We start from the raw sequence: 17701 nt of genomic DNA, 5'->3' as shown, positions 1-17701 counted from the left end.
GTGCAAGATATTCACGCACATGATAGTGAATGTTGACTCGCGAGCGAATCTGATTCATACAAGGGGGCGAGGCGGTGCCGGAGAGCGCCGCCCGGGAGGGAGAGTTATATGAAGGTTCAGCTTCTCGCGTCCGCATCGGCGGCCGCTCTGTTCGCGCTACCCGTTTCCGCTCTCGCGCAAACGAGCGAGGCCGATACACCGGCCGAAACCACCGCACAAAATGCACCCCGCGGCGGCAACGATATCATCGTCACCGCGACGCGCCGCACCGCCCGGCTGCAGGATGTGCCGCTCAGCGTCACCGCCTTCGGTCAGGAGCAGCTCGATGATCTGGGTATCGTCGGCTATGAGGGGATCGCCCAGAACACGCCGGGCATCGTTGTCAACCGGCCGACGCAGAACTTCAACAATTTCACCAGCCGCGGGATCAATACCAACGGTTACAGCGCCGGCCTCCAGAGTGCGGTTGCCATCTACGTCGACGAGCTGCCGATCTCGGCGAACGGCAATTCGACCATTCTCGACCCCAATCTCTATGACGTCGAACGCGTCGAATTTCTGCGGGGGCCTCAAGGGACCCTGTTCGGATCGAACTCGCTTGCGGGCGCGATGCGGATCATCACCAAAAGCCCCGACCTCGACGATTTCGAAGCCTCGGCGAGCGCTGATATCGGTCTCACCGGATCGAGTTCGGTGCGCCAGCGCTACAACGCGATGATCAACATGCCGATCATGACCGACCAGCTGGGGCTGCGCGTCACCGGCTATTACCGCAACGAGGACGGCTGGATCGACAATATCGGAACCGGCATCAAGGATTCGAACAGCCTCGAGGCCTATGGCGGCCGCGCGATCCTGCTGATGCGCCCGAGCGACCGAATGACGGTGAAACTGCTCGCCTCCTACGAGAACAGCAAGCCCGCCGATTCGGCGCTGACCAACCCGGCGCTCGGCAGGTTCGTGCGCCGTTCGGACCGCCCCGACCTGTTCCAGGGCAAGCTCACCAACTATAATGTCACGGTCAATTACGAGTTCGACTTCGCCGAACTGATCAGCTCGACGACGCTGTCGGACTATGACGCCTCTTTCTACGTCGATCTTGCAGGCACCTTCGCGCAGGCCTTTCCCTTTGCGCTCGACGCATACGCCTATGACGACCTGTTCGTTCAGGAGACGCGGCTTGTCTCGCGCACCTCAGGACCAATCGACTGGGTCGCCGGCTTCTTCTATTATGACAAGCGGCGCACCGTCGATTTCGCCTATCGCTCGACGCAGGAATTCCTCGACGCGCGCGGTCTGACCGGCCTGCCCGACGAATATTATCAGCGTTTCAACAGCTACACCGATCAGAAGGAAATCGCGGGCTTCGGCGAAGTGACCGCGCATCTCAGCGACCGCTTCTGGGTCACCGGCGGCCTGCGCTACGGTAGCACGCAAGTGCAAAGCTTCACGCGCGGCGGCGGCTACAACAGCAATTATCTGACGCTCGCGCTGCTCGGGCTTTCCAATCTGCCGGTAACGATCGTTCCGATCAACTATGCCGAAGGCTTGAAGGTCAAGGCCAACCGGCTCTCATGGAAGGCCAGCGTGTCGTGGAAGCCGGTCGACAGCCTTACCACCTATGCGACGGTGTCCACGGGCTTCCGCACCCCGGTGGTCAATGCGCGCGCCGGGCTTGCAAGCGTTGTCGACCCCAGCGACCTCATCATCCCTGACGGCGCCAAGTCCGACAGCGTGACCAATTATGAGATCGGGTTGAAGGGCCGCTGGTTCGATGGCGACCTCACCGCAAATCTCGCGGCCTATTATATCGACTGGAAGGACATCCAGGTACAGGCGAACCGCGTCTCGGATTCGGTCCAGTTCGCGACCAACATCGGTGCGGCGGAAAGCTATGGCCTTGAATTCGAATTCGTCGCCCGGCCGGTCGCGGGGCTCAGCCTTTCGCTGAACGGCTCGTTCAACCGCGCCAAGGTGACCAAGCTGACCGATACCGAAGCTGCGATTTCGGGCGCCGAGCTCGGAACGCGGCTCGCCTCGCCGCACTTCCAGGGCTCGGGGACGCTGCGCTATGATTTCCCGATCGGTGACGGAAAGACCGCTTTCGCCTCGGTCAACGTGTCGCACGCCGGTTCCTTCCCGAACCAGTTCCCCAATGTTCCCGGCAATCCCAACGCGGCGAGCCCGACCTATGATTATACGCAGGCCTGGACCAATACGAACCTTTATGCCGGGACGAAGCTCGGGCCGCTCAATCTCACCGCTTATGTCGAGAATCTCTTCGATTCGAGCAAGATCACCTACGTGCACCCGGAGGCCTTCCTGGACGGGCGTTATGCCCGGATGCGGCCTCGCACTGTCGGCCTGCGCGCCGATTATCGCTTCTGACTGGCAAGCCAATGGCCGCTCGCCGCATTTCGCTTGTCCTGCTTCTGACAGCGCTGCTCGCGGTCCCGGCCGCTGCGGCGCCGGGACCCGTCGTCGCGGCGCCAGCGGGTGAGGTGCGGGGGGAGGCGGCGGACGGCATTCGGGTCTTCAAAGGAATTCCCTATGCTGCGCCGCCGGTCGGAGCGGGGCGCTGGAAGCCGCCGCAGCCCGCGCTCCCATGGCAGGGCGTGCGCGATGCAAGCGCGTTCGGCCCGGCGTGCATGCAGCCGAAGGCGCGCGCGGGCAGCATCTACAGCTGGGATCTGCCGGCGATGAGCGAGGATTGCCTGTCGCTCAACATCTGGGCGCCTGAGGGGGCAAAGGATCTGCCGGTCTTCGTCTGGATTCACGGCGGCTCGCTGGTGTCGGGGTCGGGCGGCGATCCACTCTATGACGGCAACGCGCTGGCGAAGCGCGGAATGGTCGTCGTGTCGATCAACTACCGGCTCGGCATGTTCGGCTGGTTCGCCCATCCGGCGCTGAGCGCCGAATCGCCCGATCATCAGTCGGGCAATTACGGGCTGCTCGACCAGATCGCGGCGCTCGAATGGGTGAAGCGCAACATCGGAGCCTTTGGCGGCGATGCGAAGAATGTGACGATCGCGGGCGAATCCGCGGGCGCGCTCAGCGTCATATATCTGATGGCGGCGCCGCAGGCGCGCGGGCTGTTCGCGAAGGCGATTGCCCAGAGCGCCTATATGATCTCCGCGCCCGGCCTTCGCGAGCGGCTCAACGGCATGGTGCCCGCCGAAGAGCAGGGCGTGGCGCTCGCCGAAAAACTCGGCGCCGCCGATCTTGCGGCGCTGCGCGCCCTCTCGGCCGAAGATATCGCGAGCAAGCCGCCGACGGTCGGCTATTTCCCCTTCCCGGCGGTCGACGGAAAGATCGTGCCGCGCCAGCTCGTTGAGACATTCGACCGCGGCGAGCAGGCGCCGGTGCCGATCCTGGCCGGCTTCAACAGCGGTGAAATCCGGTCACTGCGCTTTCTGCTCCCGAAGCCTCCCGCGGACGCGGTCGCCTATGAAAGGGAGATTCGGGCCCGGTATGGCGAGTTCGCCGAGGCGTTCCTCGCGCGCTATCCGGCCAAACGAATCGATGATTCGATGCTCGCGGCGACGCGCGACGCCATGTATGGCTGGACCGCCGAGCGGCTGGTGTCGGACCAGGCGGCGCTTGACCAGCCTTCCTATTTCTATATTTTCGATCATGGCTATCCCGCCATGGAGCAATGGGGACTCCATGGCTTTCACGCAGCCGAGCTGCCTTATGTGTTCGGAACAGCTGGCAAGACCCCGCCGCTGTGGCCGAAGATTCCGGACGCGCTGGCCGAGCGCAAACTGAGCCAGGCGATGGGCGATTATTGGGCAAGCTTTGCGCGTAACGCAAAGCCGAAGGCAGGGGGAGCGCCCGACTGGCCCGACTATGCCGACGACCGGGGTTTCGTTCATTTCGCGGACGAGCCGCGCTCCGCGCACAACCTCTTCCCCGGAACCGCCGCGCTGCATGAAGCCGTGGTGTGCCGCCGCCGCGCCGCCCGCGATATTCCCTGGAACTGGAACGTCGGCCTCGCCTCGCCGCCGCTGCCGCCGAAGGCCGAGGGGTGCCAATGATCGACGGATCGATGCAATCCTACGGACTGACGCTCGACAAATTTCTCTCCCACGCCGCCAAATGGCACCCCGACGCCGAAGTCGTGTCGGGCGCGGCAGATGGAAGCATCCAGCGCATTTCCTATGCCGCACTTCATGATCGGGCGCGGGGCGTCTCGGGGGCGCTCGCCGCGCTCGGCATCGCGCCGGGTGACCGCGTCGCGACGCTCGCGTGGAACACGCAGGGGCATGTCGAGGCATGGTACGGCATCATGGGAATGGGCGCGGTGTGTCACACGCTGAATCCGCGTCTGACCGCGGCGCAGCTCGGCTCGATGCTCGCGCAGTCGGAGGCGCGGGTGCTTCTCGCGAGCCCCGACCTCGTGCCGCTCGCGCGCGATGCGAGCGCCAACCTGCCTGCGCTGGCCCATATCCTGCTGCTCGACAGCGAAGCGGGGCAGGGGGATGCGGCCGAGCTCAATCCGCTGGTCGATGCCGCGCCGCGCGACAGCCGATGGGGCGATTTCGAAGAGACGGCACCCTCGGGCCTGTGCTTTACCTCGGGAAGCACCGGCGCGCCCAAGGGCGTGACCTACACGCACCGCGGCTGCTACCTCCACACAATGCGTCAGCTCCAGGCCGACGTGCTCGGCCCCACGGCGCGCGATGCGATCCTCGCGGTGGTGCCGATGTTCCACGCCAACGCATGGGGCCTGCCTTTCGCAGCGCCCGCGGTCGGCGCGAAGCTGGTGCTGCCGGGCCGTCACAGCGACGGCGCGCATCTCGCACGGCTGATACGCTCCGAAGGCGTCACGGCGGCAGCAGGGGTGCCGACTGTCTGGCTCGGCCTTCTCGAGCATCTCGAGGCCGAGGGGGGTGAGGTGCCGACCCTCCAGCGCATTCTCGTCGGTGGGGCGTCGATGCCCCCTGCGCTGATGAAACGGATCGAGGAGCGGCTCGGTGCCGAAGTGCAGACGAGCTGGGGAATGACGGAATTGTCGCCGCTCGGCACCGCGGCGATGCCGGGAGACCCGGCGCGCCGGGCGTCGCTGTCGGGCAAGCCCGCTATGGGGATCGACTTGCTGATCACCGATGCTCATGGGCGGCCGCTGGCCCAGCAACGCGGTGCCGAAGGCCATTTGCGCGTACGCGGCGGCACGGTCGTTGAACGCTATTTCGGGCAGAGCGAGCCGGCGACGGATGCCGAGGGCTGGTTCGATACCGGCGACCTTGCGCGGATCGACGCGAAGGGCAATCTGACGATCACCGGCCGCGCCAAGGATCTCATCAAGTCCGGGGGTGAGTGGATCAACCCGGCAGAGATCGAAGCGCTCGTGGGTGCGCTGCCGCAGGTCTCGCTGGCGGCAGTGATCGGGCGTGCAGACCCCAAATGGGGCGAACGTCCGGTGCTGCTCGTCGAAACGTGCGACCCCTCGATCAGCGACGCCGAACTGCTCGAACCGCTCGCCGGGCGCGTTGCGCCCTGGTGGGTTCCCGACGCCGTAATCCGCCTTGAGGCGATGCCGCTCGCACCCACAGGGAAGATCGACAAAATGCAATTGCGAGCGGAATATGGAGAGGTGTAGGCCGGGGGCGGCCGCACAGCCTATCGAAGGGTCCGGAAGGGAAAAGAATTTGGTGTCCAAGGCGAAGACCGCGACAAGGCAGACCGCGACCAAAAGGCCGACAAAAGCGGAACAGCGCGCCGAAACGATGGAACAGATACTCGACACCGCCGAGCGTCTCTTTTCAAAGCACGGATTTTACGGGGTGACGCTGAAGGATGTCGCCAAGCAGGTCGGCGTCCACCATACGCTCCTCAACTATTATTTCGATGACAAGAAGACCCTGTTCGATGCGGTGTTCGCGCGGCGCGCGGTGGTCACGATCGAAAAGCGCATGAAGGCGCTCGACGATTATGATCGCGCTGCAGGGGGAAAGCCCACGGTCGAGGGCGCGCTCCACGCCTTTCTAGACACCGACCTCGATCTCTATATCCAAGGCGGTGAGGGCTGGAAAAATTATGGCGCCTTCAGCGCGCAGGCGTCGAACAGCCCCGAGGGCGCCGAATTTATGGACAAATATTTCGATCCCGTGGTGCTGCGGCTGATCGAGATCTTGAAGAAGGCGCTGCCCGATGCCGACGAGGCAGACATCTTCTGGGGTTATCATTTCGTCACCGGTGCGCTGATGCTCACCCTCGCGCGCACGGGGCGCATCGATAAATTGTCGCAAGGCCTTTGCCATTCGGACGATTATGCCGCGGTCAAGGCACGGATGGCCCGCTTCATGGCGGCCGGCTTCCGCGACATTTGCGAACAACGGAAACGGGACAGGGAATAAGGACGAGGGCGCGATGTCCCTGAACGTTCGCGCGCCATCTATTTCATTCACTCACAAGTGAGTTATAATCATTCAGGAGAGGGCCAGGATGACGGGCGATTTGCAGGATCGGGTGGCCATTGTAACCGGCGCGGGCGGGGGGCTCGGCCGCTCGCACGCGCTGCTGCTGGCGCGCCGCGGGGTACGGGTGGTTGTCAATGACAGCAATGTGGCGGCCGCGGCAACGGTCGCCGCCGAGATTAAGGCGAGCGGCGGGAGTGCGCTGGCTGCGCCGGCGTCGGTCACCGATGAGGAGCAGGTCGCGGCGATGATCGATTCGGCGACGCGCGCCTGGGGCGGCGTGGACATATTGATCAACAATGCGGGCATTTTGCGCGACAGGAGCTTCGCAAAGATGGATCTCGCCGATTTTCGCCTCGTCGTCGAGGTGCATCTGATGGGTGCCGCCATATGCTCGAAGGCGGTGTGGGATCAGATGCGCGAGCGCCGTTTCGGCCGCATCGTGATGACGACTTCTTCCTCGGGGCTCTACGGCAATTTCGGCCAGGCCAATTACGGCGCGGCCAAGATGGCGCTCGTCGGGCTGATGCAGACGCTCGCAATCGAGGGCGAGAAATATAATGTTCGCGTGAATTGTCTCGCGCCCACCGCGGCGACCGCGATGACCGAGGGCGTTCTGGCGCCCGATGCGCTGGCACGGCTGTCGCCCGAGGCGGTAAGCCCCGGCCTGCTCGCGCTCGTCGGCGACGGGGCGCCGACGCGCACGATCCTCTGCGCGGGTGCGGGCCATTTCGCGAGTGCGCATGTCACGCTGACCGACGGGGTCTTCATCGGCGATGACCGCGATGCCGCCGAGCGGCTGATCGCTGCCTGGGATCGCGTGGTGGACCGGGCGGGAGAGGTGGTGCCGGCATACGGCTTCACGCAGGCCGAACGCGAACTGGCGAGCGCCGGCTTCGACGCGCAGACCATGGCGGTCGCGCGCTGATATTCCCCGAGCGTGGCGGACGGGCCGGTAAAGAGCCCGCCGCTACCGCCGGGACGAACGGGAGAGAGAGTGATGGCTAGGAAGAGCGAAGCGCCGGCCGGCGCCCCCAAGGCGCGCAGCGAAACGCTGGTGATCGCCGCATCGTCGCTGGGCACGGTTTTCGAATGGTATGATTTTTACCTTTACGGCCTGCTCGCCAGCGCGATCTCGGTGCATTTTTTCGCCGGAGTCAACGAGACAACCGGCTTCATCCTCGCGCTGATGGCCTTTGCCGCGGGCTTTGCCGTTCGCCCATTCGGCGCGCTGGTCTTCGGGCGCGTCGGCGATATCGTGGGGCGCAAGAACACCTTTCTCGTCACGATGGCGATCATGGGGCTGTCGACCTTTGCGGTGGGCTTTCTTCCCGGCTATGACAGCATAGGCATCGCAGCGCCGATCATCCTGATGCTTTTGCGGCTCCTTCAGGGACTGGCGATCGGCGGCGAATATGGCGGGGCGGCCGTCTATATTGCCGAACATGCACCGCCCGGGAAGCGAGGTTTTTATACCAGCTTCATCCAGACCACCGCTATGATCGGACTGATCCTCGCCTCAACCTTCGTCGTGTCTCTGCGCCTGTTTATGGATGCAGAGGCGTTCGAGGCGTGGGGCTGGCGGCTGCCTTTCATTTTCTCGATCGTCCTCCTCTCGGTCGCGCTCTGGATCCGCTTGCAGCTGGAGGAGAGCCCGGTCTTCCAGCGGATGAAGGCGGCGGGTGCGACGTCGAAGGCGCCGCTCAAGGAAGCGTTCGGCGAATGGCGCAACCTGAAGATCGTGTTGCTGGCGTTGTTCGGCGCCGTCGCGGGCCAGGCGGTGATCGGCTTTGCCGCGCATCTCTATCCGCTCTTCTATCTCGAGCGCATCGCGCGGGTCGACGGGGCGACCGCCAATTTCCTCGTCGCCACCGCGCTGACCATCATCATCCCGAGCTTCGTCTTCTTCGGCTGGCTCAGCGACAAGATCGGGCGCAAGCCGATCATGATGACCGCCTGCGTCCTTGCGGTCTTCGCCTATTTCCCGCTCTACAAGGCGCTGGTGATGGCCGCCAACCCGGCGATGGCGGCGGCCGTCGAGCAGGCGCCGGTCACGGTCGTCGCTAACGCCGGCGAATGTTCGTTCCAGTTCGACCCGATCGGCCGCAACAAGTTTGATGGCACGAGCTGCGACGTTGTGAAAGCCTATCTGGCGCGCAGCGGGGTCAATTATTCGAACGTCGATGCCGCCCCTGGAACAGTCGCCTCGGTGCGGATCGGCGAGGAGGTTCACCGTGCCCCGGACCCGGCAACCCTGACGGATAAGGCGAAGGCGAGCGCGATCGCGGCGTTCCAGCAACAGCTCCATGACGCGCTGACCCGTGCGGGCTACCCTCCCGCCGCCGACCCGGCGCAGGTCAACAAGCTGAAGGTCATCGCGATCCTTTGCATTTTCGGCCTGCTTGCGACGATGGTCTATGGCCCGCTTGCCGCGCTGCTTGTCGAGCTGTTCCCGGCACGCATACGCTATAGCTCGCTGTCGCTGCCCTATCATATCGGCAATGGCTGGATCGGCGGCTTCATGCCGACGATCGGCTTCGCGATGGTCGCCGCGACGGGGAATATCTATCAGGGGCTCTGGTATGCGGTCGCCTTTGCGGCGATTACCGCAGTCGTCGGCATCCTGTTCCTGCCCGAAACATACAAGCGCGATATCGAAGCATAGCGGAGGCTCAGGTCCGCGCTGCTTCCGCCAGCAGCTTGCGGAACGCCGCCGTGGTCGCTGCGACGTTCGCCGGATCAATGCAGCGCGCGTCGTCGCCCTCGACGTGATGGAATCGGTGGAGCCCGAACACGCCCGCGACCGGCGAATAGCCGGCGGCAATGATCGCGCTCAGTTCGCCGGCCGCCAGCTTGTCGCTCCGATAGGGGCATTCCAAGCCCGCGAGACCTGCGAACATCCGCCGCGCCGCGGGCAACAGCGGCGGGCTGACAACGAGATAGCGCTGCGAATCCGTCCCGGCGAGCGGGGCAAGCCCGAACAGCCCCTCGTGCCAGTCGCGTGCGGCGAGATTGGCGCCGAGGTGGAGCCAGAAATGCGTCTCGCCCGGTTTGGGCGCAGCGGCCTTCAGGGATTCCTCGGCGCCCAGATTCTCATATTCATGGCCGCTGTTGCAAAGGAAGGCGAGGTTGTGATCGGGCAGCATGGTCGGCGCGCGGCGCGCGAGGTCGAGCCACGCCGCAATGCCGCCGCCGCGCTCGCCTGCGCAGCCGAACCAGCCCGAGCGCGGGGTCGACACGACGACCCAGCGCCGCTTGCCCCTCTCGATCCGCCCAATGACGTTGAAAGCCGCCCGGCGCCCACCCTCGCCGCCGAGCGTGACCGTCGCTTGCGCGTGCGACATTGCGGCAGAAAGGAAGGGCGCGGAGTTGGCGGGAGCGAGGAGACCGACAGGTCCCGGGAACATCGGCTCGCGCCCGTCGGCATTGAGCGCAATGACCTGTCCGGTCGGGCCGTTGGTCACGACCACCGCCGCCCGTGCGCCCGCCGAAAAGGCGGCGTCGATCGGGCCGCGGACGGGCTTGGCGAAGGCCGACGACCAGCGGCCATATGGAAGGTCGACGAGCGCGATCGCCCCGTCGAGCGGCCCTTCGGCTCGCCCTGCGCCGTCGATGCGCACGAGCGGGCCGGAGAGGCCGCCCGCGGGTGTGGGTACCACGATCGGCTGCGGCCACAGTGCTGCGCGCGCGCCGCCCGTGACGATCGCGCAGTCGCGGGGCACAAACCAGGGAACCGAAATGGCGGGCTTCTCGACGATGAAGCCCGCGCGCTCGAGCTCGTCGGCAAGCCAATGACCGCAAGCGATATCCCCCTCGCCGCCTGACTGCTTGTTCCCGAAGCCCAGATAATGATCGAGATCGCGCACCACCGAGGCGAGGGTGTCCGCCTCGGTCGACCCCGCTGCGGTCGCCAGCGGCAGCGCCGTGCTCCCCGCCAGAAATCCGCGCCGCGTTGGTTGCCCCATTCCCAAAGTCCGACTCCCGCTCATCCTGCTTGATATTCACTCGCGTGTGAGTTTAGGTCGAGCCGATGGCGCTGACAACCGCGCCGCGGCGGGAGAGACGATATGATGCACGTCGGCTTCTGGCTATGGGTGCTGCTCCTCGCGCTTGCGCCCGCGTCTCCGGTTCATGGGGCGGATCGCCCGCAGGTGCGCGTCACCGAGGGCCTCATCGCCGGCGAATGGCGGGGCGATCTTCGCGTCTTTCGCGGGATTCCCTATGCCGCGCCGCCGGTCGGTGCGCGGCGCTGGCGCCCGCCCGCACCGCCCGAGGCGTGGCGGGGTGTTCGCAAGGCGGCCGCGTTCGGCGCGGCGTGCGTCCAGCCCGCTTACCCTGAGGACAGTGTCTATTTCGAACCGCAGATGCCGATGAGCGAGGATTGCCTGACGCTCAACGTCTGGGCGCCCAAGGTGGCGGTGAAGGCGCCGGTGATCGTCTGGATTCATGGCGGCGCGTTGCTCCGCGGCACAAGCGCGAGTCCGCTCTACGACGGCGGCGAATATGCGAAGCGCGGGATCGTCTTTGTCTCGATCAACTATCGGCTCGGCGTCCTCGGCTGGTTCGCGCACCCCGCACTGAGCGCCGAATCGCCCGAGGGGGTGTCGGGCAACTACGGACTGCTCGACCAGATCGCCGCGCTTCGCTGGGTCAGGCGCAACGTCGCGGCATTCGGCGGCGATCCCGCCAATGTCACCGTCATGGGCGAATCCGCCGGCGCGCTGAGCGTCGCCTATCTGCTTGGCGTGCCGCGCGCGCGAGGACTGTTTGCGAAAGCGATTGCCGAAAGCCCGAATCTTCGTGCGGTGCCGCGGCTTCGCGAACCAGCCTTCGGACTTGCTGCGGCCGAGGGGACGGGAGCGGTGTTCGCGAAGACGGTGGGGGCAAAGAATCTCGTGGCGCTCCGCGCGGTCGATGCAGAGCGGCTGACCGGGGCGGCACTCGCCGCGCGCTTCGTGCCGCAGCCGACGGTCGACGGCGCGGTGCTGCCTGGCCAGCTCGTGGATATTCTTGATCGCCAAGAACAGGCGCGGGTGCCGCTGCTTGCCGGCTTCAACAGCGGTGAGGTGCGCTCGCAGCGCGCGCTGGTGCCGAAGGCCCCCGCCGACGCCGCGACCTATGAGGCCGGGATCAAGCGGAGCTATGGCGATCTCGCGCACGCCTGGCTTCGGCTCTATCCGGCGAGCGACATGGAGGGCAGCCTGATCGCCGCGACGCGCGATGCCGTCTATGGCTGGGCAAGCGAGCGGCTGGTGCGTGCGCAGGCCGCTGCGGGGCTGCCCGCCTATCTCTATCTGTTCGATCATTGCTATGAAGCGGCGCGGGCGCGCGATCTTTGCGCCTTTCATGCGAGCGAGTTGCCGTTCGTATTCGGACGCGCGGAGAGCGGGCTTCCGCCGAACTGGCCTGCACCCGGCGCCGCGGCGGACAGCGATCTGGCCGAGGCAATGATTGGCTATTGGGCGAGCTTTGCCCGATCGGGAGTGCCTTCTGCGGCCGATTTGCCGGTCTGGTCCGCTTATGGAATGGAAGAGGCTTATATGCACTTTACCGACCGGCCCGTCGCCGACCGCGATCCGCTGCCCGGCATGTTCGAACTGCACGAAGCGGTGATGCAGCGTCGCCGCGCGGCGGGCGAGCAGTGGTTCCTCAATCTGGGTCCCTCCGCGCCCCCGCTCGCGGGCTCGTCCGCGGCTCGCCTCCGCCCCTAGACAAAGAGGGTGCGAACACATATATACCGTGCGTTATGGAAGTCGAAGCTCCTCCCGCTCCCAAGGGCCGCCCGCGCGAATTTTGCGTCGATGCCGCGCTCGCGGCGGCACTGCGCGTCTTCTGGAGCAAGGGCTATGAGGGCGCCTCGATGGCCGACCTCACCGAGGCGATGGGGATCACCAAGCCCAGCCTCTATGCCGCCTTCGGCAACAAGGAGGCGCTCTTCAACAAGGCGCTCGACCTTTATGAGCGCGAAAAGCTCGATTATATGCGCGACGCGCTGAAGGCGCCCACCGCCCGCGGGGTCGCTGAAAGGTTGATGCGCGGCGCGCTCGAAATGCAGACCTGTCCCGACAACCCCCACGGCTGCCTCGGCGTGATCAGTTCGGTTGCCTGCGGGTCGGAGGCTGAGGGCATTCGCGAAGCGGTGCTGGAACGCAGCGCCGCAGCAAAGCGCGCGATGCTCGAGCGCTTTGAACGCGCGAAGGCGGAAGGTGACCTGCCGGCCGACGTTGATCCTGAAGGCCTTGCGGCACTGCTGACCGCGATCAATCAGGGGCTTGCCGTTCAGGCTGGCGCGGGCGCAACGCGTGCCGAGCTCGAACGGCTTGTCGAAACGAGCCTAAAGCTCTGGCCGGGGCGCTGAGAAAAAATCTTTACCATGCGGTACAGAATAGCCTTGACGTGGCGCATTCTCACTTATATACCATCTAGTACATAAAACATTCCGTCTCACTGTTCGGCCTTCGCTGTGCGTTTGCCGAAGGAGTGTCGCCATGTCCCAACGAAAAGAACTCTCCCCCCGGCCGGCCGCCGCATGTCCCCTCTGCGGCGGCCGCGCCCCCTGACCGCGCTGACCCAGCGCATAGAATAGATCAGATGTCCGCGCGGTGGCGCGGCGCTTTCCAGGGAGGGCGGCCTCGGCTGCTCTCTGACGACCCTTTTGCGACTCCCTAGGGCCGGCGGCCATGTCCCCGGCGCCGGCCCCCTTTTGCGCTCCGCGCGCAGCGACCGATCAGAGAACCAGAGAAAAGGCCCTGTCATGACCGTTCATACTCCGATCGAGAAGACCGACCCCGCAGATGCCCGCGTCCGGCGCGAGCTTGCCGAGCTTCTGCACCCGCGTCGGCAAAGCCGCGCGGCCTGGATCGCCGCCCTGCTGGTGATTGTCGCGGGCGCGTGGTGGGTGCTTCGCGATGGCGCGCCGCAGGCGGCCGCCGCGCCGCCCCCCGTGCTGACCGTGGCAACGCCCATGTCGCGGGACGTGATGCTTTGGGACGATTATATCGGCCGGTTTGAAGCCAGTCAGTCGGTCGAGGTGCGCCCGCGCGTCTCCGGTGCGATCACCGCGGTGCATTTCACCGATGGCCAGATCGTCCGCAAGGGGCAGCCGCTCTTCACCATCGACCCGCGCCCCTACCGCGCCGCGCTCGCCGAGGCTCGCGCTGCCGCTGCAAGCGCGCGCAGCGACCTCGCGCTCGCCAGGCTCGAGCTCGAACGCGCCGGCCGGCTCGTCGACGTCGAGGCAGTGTCGGAAAGCGAGATCGACCGGCTGCGCGCCCGCGTCCGTGCAGCGTCGGCGGCGCTCGCCGGAGCCCAAGCGCGGATCGCGGCGCGCGCGCTCGACGTCGAGTTCACCACCGTCCGCGCGCCGCAGAGCGGGCGCATCTCCGACCGGATGATAGACCCCGGAAACCTCGTGTCGGCGGGCGATGCCGGCGGAACCCTGCTCACGACGATCAATGCTCTCGATCCCATTTATTTCACCTTCCAGGGCTCCGAAGCCTTGTTCCTGAAGACCAAGCGCGACGGGACCGAAAAGGGCGCGACAGTCGAGGTGCGGCTGCAGGATGAAAGCGATTATCGCTGGAAGGGCGAGCTCGACTTCACCGACAACGGGCTCGACCCCCGTTCGGGGACGATCCGCGCGCGCGCGCGCTTTGCCAATCCCGAAATGTTCCTGACCCCCGGCATGTTCGGCAACATGCGGCTTGCGACCGGTGAAACGACCCGCGCGCTGCTCGTTCCCGCCGCCGCGGTGCAGACCGATCAGGCGCGCAAGATCGTCTATGTCGTCGGCAAGGACGGCGTCGTCGCCGCAAGGCCGGTCGAGATCGGGCCCGAGGTCGACGGGCTTCGCGTGATCCGCTCCGGCCTGGCCGCGGCCGACCGGGTGGTGATCACCGGATACCAGTTTGCGCGGCCCGGCGAAAAAGCCTTCACCAAGGCAGGCCGTATCGTGGCCGAGCCGGAGAAGGCCGCCGCGTCGGCGAGCGAACCCCTGTCGGCGCAGGCGACTTTCGCGAAATGATCTTTCATCCCCCCTCCCGCTAGGGGGAGGGGCCGTTCGAACCCAATTATCAGAACAGGGGCTCTCCCATGCGCCTTTCGCGCTTCTTTATCGACCGGCCGATCTTTGCGGCGGTCCTCGCGGTGATCATCACCATCATCGGGGCGGTGGCCTATGTTGGCCTGCCGGTCTCGCAATATCCCGACATCGTTCCCCCGACGGTAACCGTGACGGCAAGCTACCCCGGCGCTTCAGCGGAAACTGTCGCCGACACGGTGGCGGCACCGATCGAGCAGGAAATCAACGGCGTCGAAAATATGCTCTATATGAGCAGCCAGTCGACCGGCGACGGTCTCGTCACGATTACGGTGACCTTCAAGATCGGCACCGACCTCGACGCGGCGCAGGTGCTGGTTCAAAACCGCGTCGCGATCGCGACCCCGCGCCTGCCTGAAACCGTGCAGCGTCTCGGAGTGGTGACGCGCAAGACATCCCCCGACTTCCTGATGGTGGTAAACCTCGTTTCCCCCGACAAGTCGCTCGATCGGCCCTATATCTCCAACTATGCGCTGACCCAGCTTCGCGACCGCATCAGCCGGATCGAGGGTGTCGGCGATGTGCGCCTGTTCGGCAGCCGCGACTATTCCATGCGCGTGTGGATTGACCCCGGCCGCGCAGCCGCGCTCGATCTGACCGCGGGCGAGATCGTGGCTGCGCTGCGGCGCGAGAATGTGCAGGTCGCCGCGGGTACGCTCGGCCAGCCGCCTTATGCGAACGGCAGCGATTTTCAGCTCAATGTCGAAACTCAGGGCCGTCTGACCGACCCCAAGGATTTTGCCAATATCGTCATCCGCAGCGATGGTGACGGGCGGCAGGTTCGCGTGTCGGACGTCGCGCGCGTCGAGCTCGGCGCCTCGGATTACAACAGCAATACCTATCTGTCGGGCGATCCCACGGTGATCATGGCGGTCTTCCAGCGCCCCGGATCGAACGCGCTCGCCGCCGCGCAGGCGGTCGAGGCCGAGATGCAAACGGCGTCAAAGAGCTTTCCCAAGGGGCTCGAATATCGCGTCATCTATAATCCCACCGAATTCATCGCCCAGTCGATCGACGCTGTGATGGACACCTTGTTCGAGGCCGTGGTGCTCGTAGTGATCGTCATTCTGGTCTTTCTCCAGAAATGGCGTGCGGCGATCATCCCGGTGCTTGCCATCCCGGTGTCGCTGGTCGGGACCTTCGCGGTGCTCGCGGCCTTCGGCTACAGCCTCAACAATCTGTCGCTATTCGGCATGGTGCTCGCGATCGGGATCGTCGTCGACGATGCAATCGTCGTGGTCGAAAATGTCGAGAGGAACCTCGAAAAGGGGATGAGCGCACTCAAGGCGGCGCGGACGTCGATGGACGAGGTATCGGCCGCCCTGGTCGCGATCGTGCTCGTGCTCTGCGCGGTTTTCGTGCCCACGCTGTTCCTTACCGGTCTGTCGGGCGCATTCTATCAGCAGTTCGCGGTGACCATCTCGACCGCAACGATCATCTCGCTGATTCTCTCGCTCACCCTCTCACCCGCGCTCGCGGCGATCCTGTTGCGTCCGCATGCGGCCCCCACGAACGAAGGGCGCGGCATGCAGTTGGTGCGGCGCGCCGGCGATGCGTTCAACCGCGCCTTCGAGCGGATGGGCAGCGCTTATGCGGCGCTCACCGCGCGGCTCGTACGCGCGCCGAAGAAGGTGATGGCGACCTATGCGGGGCTGATCGCGGCCACCGTTGCCCTTTTCTGGGCGACGCCGACGGGCTTCATACCGGCGCAGGATCAGGGCTATTTCCTCGTCGTCGCCAAGCTTCCCTCCGGCGCATCGGTTGAACGCACCGACGCGGTGCTGCAGAAGGTCGCGCAGCGCGTGCTGCCGGTCGAGGGCATATTGGGTTCGGTGATGCTTGCGGGCTTCGACGGCCCGTCGCAGACCCTCGCGCCCAATTCGGCGGCCGCCTATTTTCCTCTCAAATCCTTCGAGGAGCGCAAGAAGCTCGGCGTCAAGCTCGACGACATCATCAACGAGGCGCGCAAGCGCACCGCCGACATCACCGAAGCGCAAATCGTGATCATTCCCCCGCCGCTGATCCAGGGGATCGGCTCGGCCGGCGGCTACCGGATGATCGTGCAGGATCGCGGCGGGCACGGCTATGCCGAACTGGCGAAAGAAGCGAATAATCTGATCGGGAAGGCGAACCAGACGCAGGGGCTTGCGAACGTCTTCACCTTCTTCGATCCGACGAATCCGCGCGTCTTCGCGGACATCGACCGGGCCAAGGCGAACGCGCTCGGCGTTCCGCCCGACCGCCTGTTCGAGGCGCTGCAGGTCTATCTTGGCTCGGCCTTCGTCAACGATTTCAACCTGCTCGGGCGCACCTATCGCGTGACCGCGCAGGCCGATGCGCCCTATCGCCAGACGGTCGCCGACATTGCCAACCTTCGTACCCGGTCCAACTCGGGGGCGATGGTGCCGATCGGGTCGGTTGCCAATTTCGAGGACCGCACCGGGCCGTACCGTGTCACGCGCTATAACCTCTTCCCCGCGGTCGAGGTCGATGGCGACACGGCACCGGGATCGTCCTCGGGCGCCTCGCTGACCACGATGGAGAAGCTGGCGAACGAAACGCTGCCCGCGGGCTATGGCACCGAATGGACGGGCATCGCCTTCCAGCAGAAGGCGGCGGCGAACACGGCGGGCATCGTCTTCGCGCTCGCGGTAGTCTTCGTCTTCCTGGTGCTCGCGGCGCAGTATGAAAGCCTGACGCTGCCGCTGGCGATCATCCTGATCGTCCCGATGTGCCTGCTCGCGGCGATGGTGGGCGTCAATCTGCGCGGCCTGGACAATAATGTGCTGACACAGATCGGTCTCGTCGTCCTGATCGCACTCGCGGCAAAGAATGCGATCCTGATCGTGGAGTTCGCCCGCCAGGCCGAGGAACAGGACGGGCTGCCGCCGATCGAGGCGGCGGTACGCGCCGCGCGCGACCGCCTGCGCCCCATCCTGATGACGAGCTTTGCCTTTATCCTCGGCGCCGTGCCGCTGCTGATCGCGAGCGGCGCGGGGGCGGAGTTGCGTCAGGCGCTTGGCACCGCGGTGTTCTTCGGGATGCTCGGCGTTACCGCCTTCGGCCTCATCTTCACCCCGACCTTCTACGTCGTTTGCCGCGCGCTCGGCGAGTGGTTCGCGCGCCGGCGGGGCAGGAGGGGCGGCCACCGCGCGCTGGCGCCGGTTCCGGCGGAATAAGGAGA

General features: G+C 65.6%; 11 protein-coding genes. 10 read left to right on the top strand and 1 reads right to left on the bottom strand.

Annotated elements, in window-relative coordinates; translation table 11 throughout:
- Window positions 1-108: 108 nt before the first annotated feature.
- The 6 genes from B5X69_RS04985 to B5X69_RS04960 all read left to right on the top strand — a co-directional run bounded on the left by B5X69_RS04985 (window position 109) and on the right by B5X69_RS04960 (window position 9084).
- Window positions 109-2388 carry a TonB-dependent receptor gene (locus B5X69_RS04985; RefSeq protein WP_079637590.1) on the top strand — a complete coding sequence of 760 codons (2280 nt, stop codon included), beginning with the start codon at window positions 109-111 and terminating at the stop codon, window positions 2386-2388.
- Window positions 2389-2399: 11 nt separating this feature from the next.
- The gene (locus tag B5X69_RS04980; RefSeq protein ID WP_079637589.1) at window positions 2400-4037 is read left to right on the top strand and encodes a carboxylesterase/lipase family protein; all 1638 of its coding nucleotides are present in this window, start codon (window positions 2400-2402) and stop codon (window positions 4035-4037) included.
- Window positions 4034-5602 carry an AMP-binding protein gene (locus B5X69_RS04975; protein WP_079637588.1) on the top strand — a complete coding sequence of 523 codons (1569 nt, stop codon included), beginning with the start codon at window positions 4034-4036 and terminating at the stop codon, window positions 5600-5602. Before B5X69_RS04980 ends, B5X69_RS04975 begins: the two co-directional genes overlap by 4 nt.
- A gap of 52 nt (window positions 5603-5654) precedes the next feature.
- A complete protein-coding gene (locus B5X69_RS04970; protein ID WP_245798595.1) occupies window positions 5655-6359 on the top strand; it encodes a TetR/AcrR family transcriptional regulator in 705 nt (234 codons plus the stop codon).
- Between the two features lie 88 nt (window positions 6360-6447).
- Window positions 6448-7347 carry an SDR family NAD(P)-dependent oxidoreductase gene (locus B5X69_RS04965; protein WP_079637586.1) on the top strand — a complete coding sequence of 300 codons (900 nt, stop codon included), beginning with the start codon at window positions 6448-6450 and terminating at the stop codon, window positions 7345-7347.
- 72 nt (window positions 7348-7419) lie between these two features.
- A complete protein-coding gene (locus tag B5X69_RS04960; RefSeq protein ID WP_079637585.1) occupies window positions 7420-9084 on the top strand; it encodes an MFS transporter in 1665 nt (554 codons plus the stop codon).
- Window positions 9085-9091: 7 nt separating this feature from the next.
- On the opposite strand, the gene B5X69_RS04955 is transcribed toward B5X69_RS04960, so the two are convergent.
- Window positions 9092-10384 (bottom strand): hypothetical protein, encoded by a 1293-nt coding sequence (locus B5X69_RS04955; RefSeq protein WP_079637584.1) that lies wholly within the window; start codon window positions 10382-10384, stop codon window positions 9092-9094.
- A 102-nt stretch (window positions 10385-10486) separates the two neighbouring features.
- On the opposite strand from B5X69_RS04955, the gene B5X69_RS04950 reads away from it, so the two are divergent.
- The 4 genes from B5X69_RS04950 (at window position 10487) to B5X69_RS04935 (ending at window position 17696) form a co-directional block, all read left to right on the top strand.
- On the top strand, window positions 10487-12130 hold the full coding sequence (locus B5X69_RS04950; protein ID WP_139375658.1) for a carboxylesterase/lipase family protein: 1644 nt from the start codon (window positions 10487-10489) through the stop codon (window positions 12128-12130).
- 35 nt (window positions 12131-12165) lie between these two features.
- Complete coding sequence (locus B5X69_RS04945; protein ID WP_079637582.1) at window positions 12166-12777, top strand: TetR/AcrR family transcriptional regulator; 612 nt, start codon at window positions 12166-12168, stop codon at window positions 12775-12777.
- A gap of 396 nt (window positions 12778-13173) precedes the next feature.
- Window positions 13174-14442, top strand: a complete 1269-nt coding sequence (locus B5X69_RS04940) for an efflux RND transporter periplasmic adaptor subunit (RefSeq protein WP_079637581.1) — start codon at window positions 13174-13176, stop codon at window positions 14440-14442.
- Between the two features lie 68 nt (window positions 14443-14510).
- Window positions 14511-17696, top strand: a complete 3186-nt coding sequence (locus B5X69_RS04935; RefSeq protein ID WP_079637580.1) for an efflux RND transporter permease subunit — start codon at window positions 14511-14513, stop codon at window positions 17694-17696.
- Window positions 17697-17701: the final 5 nt, after the last annotated feature.

The sequence above is a fragment of the Sphingopyxis flava genome, from assembly GCF_900168005.1.
In the GTDB taxonomy this organism is placed as follows: domain Bacteria; phylum Pseudomonadota; class Alphaproteobacteria; order Sphingomonadales; family Sphingomonadaceae; genus Sphingopyxis; species Sphingopyxis flava.
Note: the sequence above shows the minus strand (reverse complement) of the source record. Positions and strands in the feature narration are given on the sequence as shown.

What these genes read in the sequence shown, in the direction of transcription:
- B5X69_RS04960 (WP_079637585.1), top strand. Translation starts at nt 7,420, where the DNA reads ATGGCTAGGAAGAGCGAAGCGCCGGCCGGCGCCCCCAAGGCGCGCAGC.
- B5X69_RS04945 (WP_079637582.1), top strand. Translation starts at nt 12,166, where the DNA reads ATGGAAGTCGAAGCTCCTCCCGCTCCCAAGGGCCGCCCGCGCGAATTT.
- B5X69_RS04935 (WP_079637580.1), top strand. Translation starts at nt 14,511, where the DNA reads ATGCGCCTTTCGCGCTTCTTTATCGACCGGCCGATCTTTGCGGCGGTC.
- B5X69_RS04985 (WP_079637590.1), top strand. Translation starts at nt 109, where the DNA reads ATGAAGGTTCAGCTTCTCGCGTCCGCATCGGCGGCCGCTCTGTTCGCG.
- B5X69_RS04940 (WP_079637581.1), top strand. Translation starts at nt 13,174, where the DNA reads ATGACCGTTCATACTCCGATCGAGAAGACCGACCCCGCAGATGCCCGC.
- B5X69_RS04980 (WP_079637589.1), top strand. Translation starts at nt 2,400, where the DNA reads ATGGCCGCTCGCCGCATTTCGCTTGTCCTGCTTCTGACAGCGCTGCTC.
- B5X69_RS04975 (WP_079637588.1), top strand. Translation starts at nt 4,034, where the DNA reads ATGATCGACGGATCGATGCAATCCTACGGACTGACGCTCGACAAATTT.
- B5X69_RS04955 (WP_079637584.1), bottom strand. Translation starts at nt 10,384, where the DNA reads ATGGGGCAACCAACGCGGCGCGGATTTCTGGCGGGGAGCACGGCGCTG.
- B5X69_RS04965 (WP_079637586.1), top strand. Translation starts at nt 6,448, where the DNA reads ATGACGGGCGATTTGCAGGATCGGGTGGCCATTGTAACCGGCGCGGGC.
- B5X69_RS04950 (WP_139375658.1), top strand. Translation starts at nt 10,487, where the DNA reads ATGATGCACGTCGGCTTCTGGCTATGGGTGCTGCTCCTCGCGCTTGCG.